Source organism: Nostoc piscinale CENA21 (assembly GCF_001298445.1).
Lineage (GTDB): Bacteria > Cyanobacteriota > Cyanobacteriia > Cyanobacteriales > Nostocaceae > Nostoc_B > Nostoc_B piscinale_A.
Genome location: NZ_CP012036.1, coordinates 627,461 through 640,916 on the forward strand (window position 1 = coordinate 627,461; position 13,456 = coordinate 640,916).

14 protein-coding genes are annotated in these 13,456 nt (G+C 41.3%); 3 read left to right on the forward strand and 11 right to left on the reverse strand.

What is annotated here, in order from left to right:
* Window positions 1-94: 94 nt before the first annotated feature.
* Complete coding sequence (locus tag ACX27_RS02785) at window positions 95-277, reverse strand: CsbD family protein (protein ID WP_062288107.1); 183 nt, start codon at window positions 275-277, stop codon at window positions 95-97.
* Between the two features lie 351 nt (window positions 278-628).
* Entirely contained in the window at window positions 629-1,090 is a 462-nt protein-coding gene (locus ACX27_RS02790; protein ID WP_062288109.1) for a hypothetical protein, read from the reverse strand.
* Window positions 1,091-1,339: 249 nt separating this feature from the next.
* On the opposite strand from ACX27_RS02790, the gene uvrB reads away from it, so the two are divergent.
* A complete protein-coding gene (gene uvrB, locus ACX27_RS02795; protein ID WP_062288110.1) occupies window positions 1,340-3,337 on the forward strand; it encodes an excinuclease ABC subunit UvrB in 1,998 nt (665 codons plus the stop codon).
* Between the two features lie 84 nt (window positions 3,338-3,421).
* Here the strand turns inward: uvrB and ACX27_RS02800 are convergent, their stop codons facing one another.
* Window positions 3,422-5,692: a transglycosylase domain-containing protein gene (locus ACX27_RS02800; RefSeq protein WP_062288113.1), complete on the reverse strand. Its 2,271-nt coding sequence runs from the start codon at window positions 5,690-5,692 to the stop codon at window positions 3,422-3,424.
* Between the two features lie 425 nt (window positions 5,693-6,117).
* Between ACX27_RS02800 and ACX27_RS02805 the strand changes: the two genes are divergently transcribed.
* On the forward strand, window positions 6,118-6,306 hold the full coding sequence (locus ACX27_RS02805; RefSeq protein ID WP_235526471.1) for a hypothetical protein: 189 nt from the start codon (window positions 6,118-6,120) through the stop codon (window positions 6,304-6,306).
* Here the strand turns inward: ACX27_RS02805 and ACX27_RS02810 are convergent.
* Window positions 6,288-6,530, reverse strand: a complete 243-nt coding sequence (locus ACX27_RS02810; protein ID WP_062288116.1) for a DUF2887 domain-containing protein — start codon at window positions 6,528-6,530, stop codon at window positions 6,288-6,290. The two genes, ACX27_RS02805 and ACX27_RS02810, sit on opposite strands and share 19 nt — an antisense overlap.
* 330 nt (window positions 6,531-6,860) lie before the next feature.
* Here ACX27_RS02810 and ACX27_RS02815 point away from each other — a divergent pair, with 330 nt between their 5' ends.
* The gene (locus ACX27_RS02815; protein ID WP_062288119.1) at window positions 6,861-7,598 is read left to right on the forward strand and encodes a hypothetical protein; all 738 of its coding nucleotides are present in this window, start codon (window positions 6,861-6,863) and stop codon (window positions 7,596-7,598) included.
* Between the two features lie 95 nt (window positions 7,599-7,693).
* On the opposite strand, the gene ureC is transcribed toward ACX27_RS02815, so the two are convergent.
* From ureC to purN, 7 genes are all read right to left on the reverse strand, one after another.
* A complete protein-coding gene (ureC, locus tag ACX27_RS02820; RefSeq protein ID WP_062288122.1) occupies window positions 7,694-9,400 on the reverse strand; it encodes an urease subunit alpha in 1,707 nt (568 codons plus the stop codon).
* 222 nt (window positions 9,401-9,622) lie between these two features.
* On the reverse strand, window positions 9,623-10,297 hold the full coding sequence (locus tag ACX27_RS02825; protein ID WP_062288125.1) for a Coq4 family protein: 675 nt from the start codon (window positions 10,295-10,297) through the stop codon (window positions 9,623-9,625).
* Between the two features lie 46 nt (window positions 10,298-10,343).
* Window positions 10,344-10,649 carry an urease subunit beta gene (locus tag ACX27_RS02830; protein ID WP_062288128.1) on the reverse strand — a complete coding sequence of 102 codons (306 nt, stop codon included), beginning with the start codon at window positions 10,647-10,649 and terminating at the stop codon, window positions 10,344-10,346.
* A 37-nt stretch (window positions 10,650-10,686) separates the two neighbouring features.
* On the reverse strand, window positions 10,687-11,472 hold the full coding sequence (locus tag ACX27_RS02835) for a hypothetical protein (protein WP_062288131.1): 786 nt from the start codon (window positions 11,470-11,472) through the stop codon (window positions 10,687-10,689).
* Window positions 11,473-11,523: 51 nt separating this feature from the next.
* Window positions 11,524-11,826 carry an urease subunit gamma gene (gene ureA, locus ACX27_RS02840; RefSeq protein WP_062288134.1) on the reverse strand — a complete coding sequence of 101 codons (303 nt, stop codon included), beginning with the start codon at window positions 11,824-11,826 and terminating at the stop codon, window positions 11,524-11,526.
* A 22-nt stretch (window positions 11,827-11,848) separates the two neighbouring features.
* The gene (locus tag ACX27_RS02845) at window positions 11,849-12,772 is read right to left on the reverse strand and encodes an urease accessory protein UreD (RefSeq protein ID WP_062288137.1); all 924 of its coding nucleotides are present in this window, start codon (window positions 12,770-12,772) and stop codon (window positions 11,849-11,851) included.
* Window positions 12,769-13,449 (reverse strand): phosphoribosylglycinamide formyltransferase, encoded by a 681-nt coding sequence (purN, locus tag ACX27_RS02850; RefSeq protein WP_062288140.1) that lies wholly within the window; start codon window positions 13,447-13,449, stop codon window positions 12,769-12,771. The genes ACX27_RS02845 and purN overlap by 4 nt, the downstream gene beginning before the upstream one ends.
* Between the last annotated feature and the right edge of the window lie 7 nt (window positions 13,450-13,456).

Consider the following 13,456-nt stretch of genomic DNA (forward strand, 5'->3'; position numbering starts at 1 on the left):
AGGTAGGAAAGGGTATAAGGTATAAGGATTTTGGATACACCTCTACACTCTTTTACCCTTACCATCTTTTGTTAATTGCTAACTAAAATTAGTTCTAGTCAAGCTTTCTTTTAACAGAATCTTTGATATCTTCCATACCTTGACGTACTTCACTTTCGGCTTGCTTTGCTTTACCTTCAGCTTTATCTTCAGGGTCGCCAGTCACATTACCTAGTGCTTCTTGAGCTTTACCTTCAATATTCTTAGCAGTAGCTTTTGCGCGATCTTCTAAGCTCATTTTACTCTCCTAATCTTATATAAATTCCGATTCAAAGTTGTGAATTAACTTTGAATTTCTTGGTGATTACTCTTACAAATTAGCTTTATAGTTTAGCTCCAGCCTTCCGCCACAGGATATATTATTGGTCTATATAAAAAGAGAGAGAATCAAAATAATCTAGATATAATGGGAAATAGTAAATAAATCCCCGACTTCTTTAAGAAGTCGGGGGTATGAAATCAATGAACATTGTAATTAGGTGATCTAGATAATTAGATAAATCGAGATTTTTATCCGATTAAATAATTAAAAAACCCGCTCTCGTGAAGAGTTCGGGCTGAATGAAATAAGTGAAGAGGTTTTTGTAGTCTAGTCGATAAAACCCATAAGAATTTCGGAATCGTCAATAGTGTTAGAAGCTACTGGACGGTTCCCCATAACAGAATAGCTGCTAGAAATTACCAAGGCGCTAGAAGCTATGGGACGCAAACCAGAGAGGTTGATGCTATCAACAACTTTGATAGTGTTAGCAGCAATGGGACGAATACCCATCACGTTGATAGTCTCTACTACTTCTAAATTACTAGCAGAAATGGGACGTATACCTGCAATTGAGACTGTTTCTGCTACTTGTAAATCGCTACCAGCAATCGGACGAACTCCAGCAATGGCTAGGGTTCCAGGCTTATCGGATTTTTCTGTATCTTGAGTGGTTTGATCGTTATTCACAGTTTGACCTTGATTGTTTTCAACTTCCACCGTTGTTTCCCCCTTGAGCTTGGCACGTCTTTGGCGAGGACTAGCTGCTTTGCCCGTGCTGCTGATGCTCATAAACTCTACCTCTGGTTTCTTAAATGAACTTTACAATATTTGAGGAAAAATTAGATTTTTTCCCATATATCAAAGTTTACCCTTAAAAAACCTTGCACATGTATAATTATCTTCAAAACTTACACATAAGTAAATTTAAAGTATCAATTTTTGTAAAGTAATATTGCTGTTAATTCATTTAAGTTCTGTAGGGCAACAGGTACAGAGTTGTATCGTTACCATGAGAGAGGGTATTACTAGCAGAACTGTATGACAGAATTTTGTCTTCAAGCTCCCTTTGCACCTACAGGCGATCAACCACAAGCGATCGCACAACTTGTTTCCAGTATCCAATCGGGTAATCGTTACCAAACCTTACTGGGAGCTACAGGCACCGGCAAAACCTTTACAGTAGCAGCAGTAATTGAGAAAATCGGTAAACCAACCTTAGTTTTGGCACATAACAAAACTTTAGCTGCACAACTGTGTAATGAGTTACGTGAGTTCTTTCCCAAAAATGCAGTCGAGTATTTTGTCAGCTACTACGATTACTATCAACCAGAAGCTTATATTCCTGTAACAGACACTTATATTGAAAAAACAGCTGCGATTAATGATGAAATTGATATGTTGCGTCACTCAGCGACGCGATCGCTGTTTGAACGTCGAGATGTCATCGTCGTTGCATCTATTAGCTGTATCTACGGTTTAGGAATTCCCGCCGAATATTTAAAAGCAGCCATACCCTTAAAAATTGGGATGGAAGTTAATCAACGGGAAGTTTTGCGCGATTTAGCCTCAGTACAATATAGCCGCAACGATTTAGAAATGGGTCGGGGACGTTTTCGCGTCCGGGGTGATGTTTTAGAAATCGGCCCAGCCTACGAAGACCGAATTATTCGTGTAGAATTTTTTGGTGATGAAATTGATGCAATTCGTTATATTGACCCTGTAACAGGCGAAATTATTAATAGTTTGGATGCTGTTAATATCTACCCAGCGCGGCACTTTGTTACCCCAGAAGAACGCTTAGAAATTGCTTGCGAAGACATTGCCTTTGAGCTAAAACAGCGCAAACAAGAACTAGAAACAACAGGCAAATTATTAGAAGCACAACGTATAGATCAGCGTACTCGTTACGACTTAGAAATGTTGCGCGAAGTTGGGTATTGTAACGGCGTAGAAAACTATTCCCGTCACCTTGCAGGTCGACAAGCAGGCGAACCACCAGAATGTTTAATTGATTATTTCCCGAAAGATTGGCTGTTAGTTATTGATGAATCTCATGTGACTGTGCCGCAAATTCGGGGCATGTATAACGGCGACCAAGCCAGGAAAAAAGTGTTAATTGAACATGGATTTCGTCTGCCTAGTGCCGCCGATAATCGTCCTTTAAAAGCTGATGAATTTTGGCAAAAAGTTAACCAGTGTATTTTTGTTTCGGCAACACCTGGAAATTGGGAATTAGAAGTTTCAGACCATCACATTGTTGAGCAAGTAATTCGCCCTACTGGTGTAATTGATCCAGAAATTTCAGTACGTCCCACCGAGGGGCAAATTGATGATTTGCTCGGAGAAATTAAAGACAGAGTTGACCTTCATGAAAGAACGCTAATTACAACATTAACTAAGCGGATGGCGGAAGATTTGACCGAATATTTGCAAGACAATAGTATTCGCGTGCGGTATTTGCATTCTGAAATTAATTCTATTGAACGGATTGAAATTATTCAAGATTTACGTGAAGGCAATTTTGATGTATTAGTTGGGGTAAACTTGCTGCGGGAAGGGTTAGACTTACCAGAAGTTTCCTTAGTGGCAATTTTAGATGCAGATAAAGAAGGTTTCTTACGTGCTGAACGTTCTTTAATTCAAACTATTGGTAGGGCTGCACGTCACATTCGCGGACAGGCAATTTTATATGCTGATAATTTAACAGACAGCATGATTAAAGCCATTGAAGAAACTGAAAGAAGGCGGAACATTCAAACTGCATATAACCGGATACATGGAATTACACCACAACCCATTGTCAAAAAATCGAGTAATGCGATTTTGTCATTTTTAGAAGTATCGCGTCGATTAAATGCTACAGAACTAAAAGCTGTAGATGAACATATCAGTGAAATACCTTTAGAAGAGATTCCCGACTTAATTATTAAGTTAGAAGCCCAGATGAAAGATGCCGCCAAAAAACTAGAATTTGAAGAAGCGGCAAAATTGCGCGATCACATCAAACATCTGCGAGATAAACTACTAGGTCATTAGGTGACAAAGTACTGGATTAAAAACTAGATAAATCAAGAACCATAGGTCATTTAACATTCTTACAAATGACAAATGACCACTGAATTACCTCGCAATTCTACCCATATACCTCCCCCACAGTTGAGCAGCTTGGGCGCTGCTACCGTAAGTGGGGGAATTATTATCATTGCCTAGCCAGATACCTGTGACCAATCGGCGGCTAGGAATAAACCCAATAAACCAAAGGTCAACGTTTTTATCAGTTGTCCCTGTTTTACCAGCTTCTCCCAAACCAATTGACGCACTCCGTCCTGTACCTCTTGTAACTACGCCTCGCATTAAGGTAGTCATTTCATCAGCTACTTCTGTAGACAGAACTCGCTTGTTAGCTTCACGGTTTTGGTCAAAAGAATAAATCACACGACAAGTTTTTAAATCTTTACGATCCTTGCAATCACCACTGTCGAGAATGCGGCTAATGGCGTGGGGAGGATTCCACACACCTTGATTCCCAATTGCACCAAAAGCCCCGGTCATTTCTAAAACATTCACCACACTTTGACCCAGTACCAAACCAGGAACCGGATCAAGTTGGGACTTTACCCCCAATTTTTGCGCCATAGCCACAACTTTATTTAAACCAACTTCGCGGGCGACTCGCAAAGCAATGGGGTTTTCTGACAGTGCCAAACCTGTGGCAATATCTAAACTGACATCAGCGCCAGAACGGCAAGGTTTATAAGTAAAACCCTGCCAAGGCAAAGGAGCGCAAGAATAAGTTTTATATGGTGAAATTCCCTGTTGAATGGCTGCGGTGTAGGCAAAAATTTTAAAAGTAGAACCTGGTTGTCTTTTGGCTTGGACAGCACGATTAAATTGACTTTTGCGGTAATCAGTCCCGCCCACCATTGCCAAAATACTACCTGTTTTGGAATCTAAAGTAACGATCGCCCCTTGGGAAAAACGCAAGCTTGAACCTTCATTATTCACAGAATTCCGCAATGAGGCTTCGGCTTGGGCTTGAATTGCCGGATCTAGTTGGGTTTCAATAATGTAGTTTCCTTCCCTAGCTGCACCTTCTCCTAAGATTGAGTCGAGTTCTTGAAAAACATAATTATAAAAATAAGGTGCAATAGTTTTGGCTTGCTGTTCGCACACTTTCGGGCTGACTTGCACTGTAGAACGTCTCGCTCGATTTGCATCTTCTTGGGAGATTTTGCCCATTTCCAACATCCGCTTAATTACACGGTTGCGGTAATCAGCAGCTTCTAGTTTATTGGGGCCGTCACCACAAAAATCAAACGCATTGGGCGCAGGCAAAATACCCACTAAAGTTGCGGCTTCGGCTAAGGTGAGTTCTTTGGCTGACTTCTCAAAGTAATACTTAGCCGCATCTTCAAAACCTGAAGTATCTCCGCCCAAAAACACGCGATTTAAGTAAGTCAGCAAAATGTAGTCTTTGCTATAAAAAGTTTCTAACTTCAGCGCCACAATGGCTTCACGCAATTTTCGTCCCAGGGAGTCTTGGGAACCAACGTAATCACGGAATAAACTCCGAGCGACCTGTTGGGTAACTGTACTCGCTCCTTGCTGTAAATCACCACTGCGGCTATTAATTAATACTGCGCGTAAAATCCCCAAGGGGTCTACGCCAACGTGCCAATAGTAACGGCTATCTTCTGAGGCGACTACAGCATTAGCTAAATAAGGGCCAAAGTCTTGCAGGTTCTTCATATCTACGTGAGAAGTTGTTCGCGGTTCACGTAGAGGCGTTGAACCATCACGGGCATAAACTATGACTGGGGCGCGAGTGGCTGTCGGTAAAGGTCGAACAGAAAACTTCAGCCATTCCACACCAATAACCAAGGCTAACAAAGCACTGGCACCACCAACTCCATATCCTGCCCAGGTTCCAGCTTTGACATACAATGGTGGTGGATCTACATATTGCAATCTGACTGATGCTGCTAGTTCTGGCGGCCCTAGAGTGATGATATCGCCATGCCGCAGTTCTAAAGAAGTCAGCCGCCGTTTCCCCAGATAAATCCCATTGGTTGAGTTTTCATCTCGAATTACGAATACAGGTTTGCGTTGGGTAGAGTCCCGCGACAAAGACAGATGAATTTGGCTGACAACTGGGTTACGAACAACGATATCGCAAGATTTAGAACTTCTGCCTAGGATATAGCGATCGCCCAACAATGGGTAGACCTCCGCCTTATCCGCCCCTGCATCCTGTACCCAAAGTTCCGGTACTCTAGCATTTGGCTTCAGCGCCAGCTTGGAAAAATCGACCCTAGCTTGAATTGTATGTACGGCTTGAGTCAGTTGACCAAGTATAGTTTGTGGCTTTTGGGGAGGTTGGGGAGAATTCATCGGCTATTAGATCACGATTATTTAAGAGTGAAGAATCGGCGAATGGCGATTTCCTGACAGGTCTTTCACCATTTTACTCATAAGCCACAGCAGAAGTTGGGACAATTCCGCATGATTGCGCCTTGAGCCACATTTGTCAATCAGCTTAACAATCCAAGGCGATGTATTGAAGTTACACTACACCTAGCGATCGCATCAAAAATCAAGTTGGCTGAGTCAAGTGAAGAGAATGCCAGTGCGATCGCCCAATTAAATTAACTGAAAACTCAAAGTCCGCATAACTTTGCGCTTACCTCCGCGCCACTCCCCATTTAAAATTAAGCATAGTATAGTACAGGATATATATGAATATTTCCTTGACTCCAGAAATACAGCAATTTATTTAAAGTCAAGTTGCAAGCGGTAAGTATGCCTGAATAGAAGAAGTGATTATTGCGGGTATTAAACTGCTAGAAGAAAGAAAATGTATTTATCAAGATAGATTTGAGGAATTGCAACAAGAAATTATGTTTAGAGTCGAAGCTTCAGAACGAGGGGAAGTTATTGACGCAGTAACGGTTTTTCATCAACTAGAACAGAAATTACAACAGCGTCGTCAGCAGACTAATAAATGAGCAATATTTGTAGATTTACTGCTTCTGCAAGTCGGGATATATACAATTCCTTTAGTTTCATCTTCTGGTGGAAGAAATACGCCATCGATTTCAAATCCTGGCTCTTTCAGCGTTACTGAATCAAAAAGGTAGTTTTGAGCATTATTTGGAGGATGCTTCAGTAGCTCAAATAACAAAGGTGGGAATTTTTGAAATAGTTTATAAAATATCGAATCTCGTCGCATAAAAAATTTTAATACTTATCAAGAAAATATTTAGCTATCTAGATTTTGTCTGAAATAAGTTATTTGATTTACATTGATAAATTTCTGATTTTTATCTATGTATCTCTGACTCTATCTGGAATTAGTTGTCAGATGGCTACATTTTTTTGATGATTTTTTGTATTTTAAACAACGAATTTGCTTCAGTAAAATTATTGAAATTAATATTTTTTATGAGAGATAACTAATTTTTTTAGCATAAATAAACATCAGCTTTTAGGATGATTTTTTAAATTTAATTGTTTGGTTTAATGGGGCGAGTGTTCTGTTTCCGTTGAGGTTAAGTTCATAATGAAGGGAAAATCTCTGTCGTTGATTGGTACAGCTTTGACTTTGGCTTTGAGTGCTAATGTTGCAGTTGCTCAATCCAGTAAATCCCCAATTGCTCAGTCCAGTAGCCCATCCACTAGTTCACCAACGGAAATTCAGCTGTCACCAGAAGGTTTAAAAATTCTGTGTGAACGTTTCCCCTTAAATTCCCGTTGTCCTAACGGTCAACCACTTACCCCAAGTTCTTCTGGTACTACCACCGTACCTGAAACACAGCCTTCTGGAAGCACAACCAGCCCAGACAGCACAACTACCACACCTGGATCAACACCTAACAGCACAACAGTACCTGCTGAACCTACAACTCCTGGCAGTACAACCGCACCAGACACAACTAATCCTACCAATACAATTCCCGCCCCTGGTAGCACCACACCAGATTCCACAACTCCTGGTAGTGTAACTCCAGCACCAGATTCCACAACCCCTAATCAAATTACACCAGCCCCAGATTCCACAACCCCTGATAGCACTACCACACCAGGATCTACAACTCCTGCACCAGATTCCACAACCCCTGGTAGTGTAACTCCAGCACCAGATTCCTCAACACCTAATCAAATTACACCAGCCCCAGATTCCAGCACTCCTGGTAGTGTAACTCCAGCCCCAGATTCCACAACTCCTGGTAGTGTAACTCCAGCCCCAGATTCCACAACTCCTAACGGTGGTGTTCAACCAGGTTCGACATCTCCTTAGATCATCTGTGTCTAGCGTCTAGTCCAGCAATTAATAATTAGACGATTCTTGATAAGAGAGAATGCGATCGCATTCTCTCTTATCATTTTGGCAACTCAAAATAAAAAGTAACGCTGCGCCATTGGTAAAACTGTTGCAGGTTCACAAGTCAGTAATTCACCATCAGCCCTAACTTCGTAAGTTTCTGAGTCTACTTCGATGTGTGGTAATGCGTCATTTAGCTTTAAGTCACCTTTGCTTAATTGACGGGTTCCCGTCACCGCCACAGTTGATTTTTGTAATCCCAACTGCTGGGGAATTTCTCTTTCTAAAGCGGCTTGGGATACAAACGTGAAAGATGTGGCATTCCTCGCACCAGCAAAACTGCCAAACATCGGTTGCATGTGAACGGGTTGGGGTGTGGGAATACTGGCGTTAGCATCACCCATTTGCGCCCAAGCTATCATTCCACCTTTAATAACTATCTCTGGCTTGACACCAAAAAACGCAGGTCGCCACAAACATAAGTCTGCAATTTTTCCGGCTTCTACAGAACCGACATAATCAGCAATTCCATGTGTAATGGCAGGATTAATAGTGTATTTTGCTACGTATCTTTTGGCGCGTAAATTATCCGCTTGGTTATCTCCCTCTAGACTTCCCCGTTGTACTTTCATTTTGTGGGCAGTTTGCCAAGTCCGAATTATTACCTCCCCCACTCTCCCCATTGCTTGAGAGTCAGACGCAATCATACTAAACGCGCCTAAGTCATGCAAAATATCTTCGGCGGCGATGGTTTCTCGGCGAATCCGCGACTCCGCAAAAGCCACATCTTCGGCAATACTGGGGTCGAGGTGATGACATACCATCAACATATCTAGGTGTTCATCTAAAGTGTTGAGGGTATAGGGACGGGTGGGATTTGTCGAAGAGGGGAGAACATTAGCTTGACCGCAGACTTTGATAATATCAGGTGCATGTCCGCCACCTGCGCCTTCGGTGTGGTAGGTATGAATGGCACGGTTTTTAAAGGCGGCGATGGTATCTTCCACAAATCCGGCTTCGTTGAGGGTGTCGGTGTGGATGGCTACCTGCACATCGTATTCATCAGCCACACTCAGACAAGTATCAATGGTGGCGGGAGTCGTCCCCCAGTCTTCATGCAATTTTAAACCCATTGCACCGGCTTGCACTTGTTCTGCTAATGCTTGGGGTTGACTGGCGTTACCTTTACCCAAAAATCCCAAGTTCATCGGAAAAGCATCAGCAGCTTGTAACATGCGGTAAATGTTCCAAGGGCCGGGGGTACAGGTAGTGGCGTTGGTTCCGGTAGCGGGGCCAGTTCCGCCGCCAATCATGGTTGTAATTCCAGAGGCGATCGCTACTTCAATTTGTTGGGGACAAATAAAATGTATATGGCTATCAATCCCGCCAGCCGTGAGAATCATTCCCTCCCCAGCTAAAGCTTCGGTTCCAGGGCCAATAATAATATCTACGTTGTCTTGAATATAGGGATTACCAGCTTTCCCAATTTTGAATATCTTGCCATCTTTAATACCGATGTCTGCTTTAACGATTCCCCACCAATCGAGAATCAAAGCATTGGTAATGACTAAATCGACAGCACCATCAGCGTTAGAGATGGGCGATTGTCCCATCCCATCACGAATCACTTTACCACCGCCAAACTTCACTTCATCGCCGTAGGTAGTAAAGTCTTGTTCAACTTCAATAAATAATTCTGTATCTGCAAGACGGATGCGATCGCCTACTGTGGGGCCATAAGTTTCTGCGTAGGCGCGGCGAGACATTCTATAACTCATAACTAATCCTGATAATTATTTGTTATCAAAACGGAATTCAGTAGTCAGGAGCCAGAATTCAGAATTGAATTCTGTGCGACACTTCGGTATCACTGCATCGCTGGTGGATGAATCAATGGGTTTAAAATCCCCACTAATTGATTCTGACTCCTGAATTCTGACTTCTGAATTCTTCTTCAATCCCATCTGAAACACTCCAGCTACTGAGAGCAGATTTGAGTTTTAGGGTATATAGACTGAGGTGGGTTCAATTCCTAGTTCACTGCGCCATTGGGATAAGGGTTTATCCCAGTTTTCTTCCCATTTTTGGGCTATCAGGGGTTTAGCTTTTGCGCCCATTCGATAGCCTATGGCAATTTGTGTTAATAAATTATCCATTTGTTCTGGTGCATTAATTAATGTTCTCATTAATCCCCCTGCTAAGAGAATGATGGGTAAGGGGATACGAATTTGAGCTAAACAAAATGCTTGTAATCCTAATTCACCATTGACATCAAAGCCTAATCCTGTAACTACATGCCAAATATCATGAGTTTGTCGGAGGCGGTGCAGGATATAGCTGGTGTCATCTGTGATTTTTAAACCCCGGTAGTAGTTGGGGTCAAAACCTGTGTCTTTTATATATTTAGCAAAAGCATATCCTAGTGAACCTTCAGGACATTTGCTGATTGCTTCCATATCTGGAGGTGGTGCAACATAACGCTCTTGAATAATTTGTGCTACTTCTGGTTTTGATTTGATATATTCAATTGCTAATTTGGTTGCTTTGATGTTAATCACCCCATCTTCAATATCAGGAGTTGCATCAGCACGACCAGGATCTACAAATAAAGTAATTGCACCTTTTAATGTATTTAAAAATTCTAGATTTAAACCGCGTAAATCTTTCAAAAACATCTGACCCTGCCTTGATATATTTGGTATTAAGGCATGAAAGCCTTAACTATAATTGGCCATTTACCTTAGCATTAAATCCGTAAACTTGCCGACTACCAGTAAAGGGTATTAAAGTGACTTCTTTTTCATCCCCCGGTTCAAAGCGCACTGCTGTACCAGCCGGAATATCCAGACGCATTCCTTTGGCTTGTTCTCTATCAAAAATTAATGCAGAATTAACTTCATAAAAGTGAAAATGAGAACCTACTTGAATAGGGCGATCGCCTGTATTTGCCACTGGCAATTTTATAGTCGGACGACCTGCATTTAGTTCTATTTCACCTACTGCTGTGATAATTTCTCCAGGTATCATTAATAAATGCCTATTAGATTATGAATTAGAGTTTACATTATTTACTTAAAAATATAGAAATAGAATTTTTAGTTCCACTGCCAATTGGCCTTTTGATAAATGGCTTAGAGGCTGAATAATTCTCTTGTAGTACTTTTGTTAAGAGTTCAGCAGCATTATCTTCTGAGCCTGGATCATAACGAATTTCATAAGCTGTAGGATAGCCCAAAGCCCTAAAAAAGTCTTCACCTTTATTATTAAGAACAATTCTGTCTGCTTTTAATCCATATTTTGTTAAAGCATCTTTAATATTTTGAGCTACATTAGATAAACTAGAATCGTTATTAATATAATAAATATTAATCATATATTTACCAAGAATATTAACTATCTCATTATTAATATTCTTGGCAACAGATTTAGCATCACCTTGAAGTTCTTCAGGTATATTTAATTTAGCCCAGTCTAACAAAGGTTTTGCTATTTCTGGTTTCATTAATGTCAGCAAAGAGAGAGCAGATTTTTTCTTTGTTTTATCTGTACTACTCATATCCCGATAAAATATCTCAATATATTTTACCTGGAGATTATCCTTAAATTCTGCGTCTTGGCTGGCACTTTGGCTTTGAGCGAGTTCGAGTTGTGCTTGTGATATTTGATTAGCTGCTTGACTAGTTATGAATGCTAAAACACCTAGTGCAATTGGAATCATCAGTTTCTCAACTGTTTCAACAACTTTTGAAAACTTTGATTCTTTAGGCTTAATTTGAGATTCAAGGTGATTAAGATGAGCAATAATTTTATCGATTTTCTCATCGCGACTTTTCTCAAAATTATCAGTCATATCAATAGCCCTAATTGCATAATATTTAGATGAAATGATAATTCCTTTTGACTAGCGAATCGGATTGTGTACTGTTACTAACTTTGTGCCATCTGGAAAAGTGGCTTCTACCTGGACTTCATGTACCATTTCTGCGACACCTTCCATCACCTCATCTCTTGTTAATAAAGTTGTGCCGTAACTCATCAATTCCGCAACGGTACGTCCATCTCTTGCGCCTTCTAAAATTGCAGCAGATATATAAGCCACTGCTTCGGGATAATTTAATTTCAAGCCTCTTTCTTTGCGTCTTTCCGCTAATAAAGCAGCAGTAAAAATTAATAATTTATCTTTTTCCTGCGGCGTAAGTTGCATCTTTGCATCCTTTATCGTTCGTTTAAATCTGCCAAACTCTGGGTATACATATACTACGACTCAAAAATGATGTTCGTAGTATCTGCCAAACAGCTGTAAACCAGTTTCGCACCTCAGATGTGGAAGCGCCGCGATATCTACACAAAAGTCCATGTTCTAGTTGTGTCACGCCTACTAAGTGCTGAGTGCTGAGTGCTGAGTGCTGAGTCACCGAAGTTTGCTCAACGGGGGGAACCCCCGCACGCAACTTTTCGCTGAGTGCTAAGTAAGGGGTAAAGAGAGAACGTGCTTTTTCGATGATTTCTGAGGAGACTGGATGGCCAAGCCAAATCAAGCTACCGACGATGGGTTGTCCAAATAAACCATGTGGACTGTGAAAAATTTCGGGGTTCCCTGGTAAAAATTGACGGTCTATCCATAATGGAACACCTTGCTGCCAAATTTCAGTATGCGATCGCCATTTTCCTTGTAAAAATTTCTCTCCTCTCGCACTGCGACCAAAGCGCGTAATTTCCCAGGCTAAAAAACAAGCTCCGGGTGCTAATTCTACCCGTAAATCTTGGCGGTAATCTGCGCCGTTAAACAAAATTGTTTCTTGGGGTAACAATTCTAAACAAGCACCTGCATCAATTTGAATATCGATAGTTTGTCTAGCTTGCAAGCCATTACTGCGGTAGATTTTACTGGCTGCGGCGGTAGTAATTAAAGCTTGGGTGTTGGGTTTGAGGTGAAAATGAGATGATAAATGATCGCCTCCCACTACACCCCCGGCTGTATGTAAAATAACACTATGACAGACTTGTTCACCTTCTGGGTAAAACGGACGTTGCACTTTGAGCGGTGCTTGATGATGGTTATAAATTAACTGGGTCGAATTTTGGCAATTCTCATATACTAAGTTCAGTTTTCCCTGCCAAGCTGTTGCTGTTTGTGGTTGATCAATCATTTAGCTGCGATTTCCCGCCTTGCGGTTTGGTGTGAGATTTGACTTGCCGCGATCGCAATTGCCTGTGGTAAAATTCGATGTTCTTGAATTTGAATCCGGGCATGGAGTGTTTCTGGTGTATCATCTGGTAACACCGGCACAGCCGCTTGAATTAATATCGGGCCGCTGTCAACTTCTAAACAAACCAAATGCACTGTACAGCCAGTAATTGTTACCTTTGCTTGCAAAGCTTGTTCCACCGCATGAAGTCCCTTAAAACTGGGTAACAAACTCGGATGAATATTAATAATTCTGTTAGGAAAAGCATCAATTAACACAGATGTTACCAGCCGCATCCAGCCAGCTAAAATTACCAAATCAACATCATGCTGGCGCAAAGTCTGGACAATTTGTTGATCTAAAGTTTCTCGATTTTTGTATTCGCGGTGGTTTAATAAAACAGTTTCTACACCACGGTTAGCGGCGCGTGCTGCTGCTTTCGCACCTGGATTATTGTAAATTAGAACTGGAATTTGGGCATTAAGTTGACCATTTTCCATAGCTTGGGCAATTGCTTCAAAATTGCTACCATTCCCAGAAGCCAGAATGCCTAGCTTAATCGGAGTATCACTAGGTGGTAGGCGATCGCTAATATGGGGAGAAACCAAGCTAAAACTAGAATCGGGGCGAAAGGTCATAACAGCA

Bases quoted from the DNA above. Each gene is read 5' to 3' on its own strand.
- ACX27_RS02815 (WP_062288119.1), top strand. From the start codon at position 6,861: ATGAAGGGAAAATCTCTGTCGTTGATTGGTACAGCTTTGACTTTGGCT.
- ureC (WP_062288122.1), bottom strand. From the start codon at position 9,400: ATGAGTTATAGAATGTCTCGCCGCGCCTACGCAGAAACTTATGGCCCC.
- ureA (WP_062288134.1), bottom strand. From the start codon at position 11,826: ATGCAACTTACGCCGCAGGAAAAAGATAAATTATTAATTTTTACTGCT.
- ACX27_RS02825 (WP_062288125.1), bottom strand. From the start codon at position 10,297: ATGTTTTTGAAAGATTTACGCGGTTTAAATCTAGAATTTTTAAATACA.
- ACX27_RS02830 (WP_062288128.1), bottom strand. From the start codon at position 10,649: ATGATACCTGGAGAAATTATCACAGCAGTAGGTGAAATAGAACTAAAT.
- purN (WP_062288140.1), bottom strand. From the start codon at position 13,449: ATGACCTTTCGCCCCGATTCTAGTTTTAGCTTGGTTTCTCCCCATATT.
- ACX27_RS02810 (WP_062288116.1), bottom strand. From the start codon at position 6,530: ATGCGACGAGATTCGATATTTTATAAACTATTTCAAAAATTCCCACCT.
- ACX27_RS02790 (WP_062288109.1), bottom strand. From the start codon at position 1,090: ATGAGCATCAGCAGCACGGGCAAAGCAGCTAGTCCTCGCCAAAGACGT.
- ACX27_RS02800 (WP_062288113.1), bottom strand. From the start codon at position 5,692: ATGAATTCTCCCCAACCTCCCCAAAAGCCACAAACTATACTTGGTCAA.
- ACX27_RS02785 (WP_062288107.1), bottom strand. From the start codon at position 277: ATGAGCTTAGAAGATCGCGCAAAAGCTACTGCTAAGAATATTGAAGGT.
- ACX27_RS02835 (WP_062288131.1), bottom strand. From the start codon at position 11,472: ATGACTGATAATTTTGAGAAAAGTCGCGATGAGAAAATCGATAAAATT.
- ACX27_RS02845 (WP_062288137.1), bottom strand. From the start codon at position 12,772: ATGATTGATCAACCACAAACAGCAACAGCTTGGCAGGGAAAACTGAAC.
- uvrB (WP_062288110.1), top strand. From the start codon at position 1,340: ATGACAGAATTTTGTCTTCAAGCTCCCTTTGCACCTACAGGCGATCAA.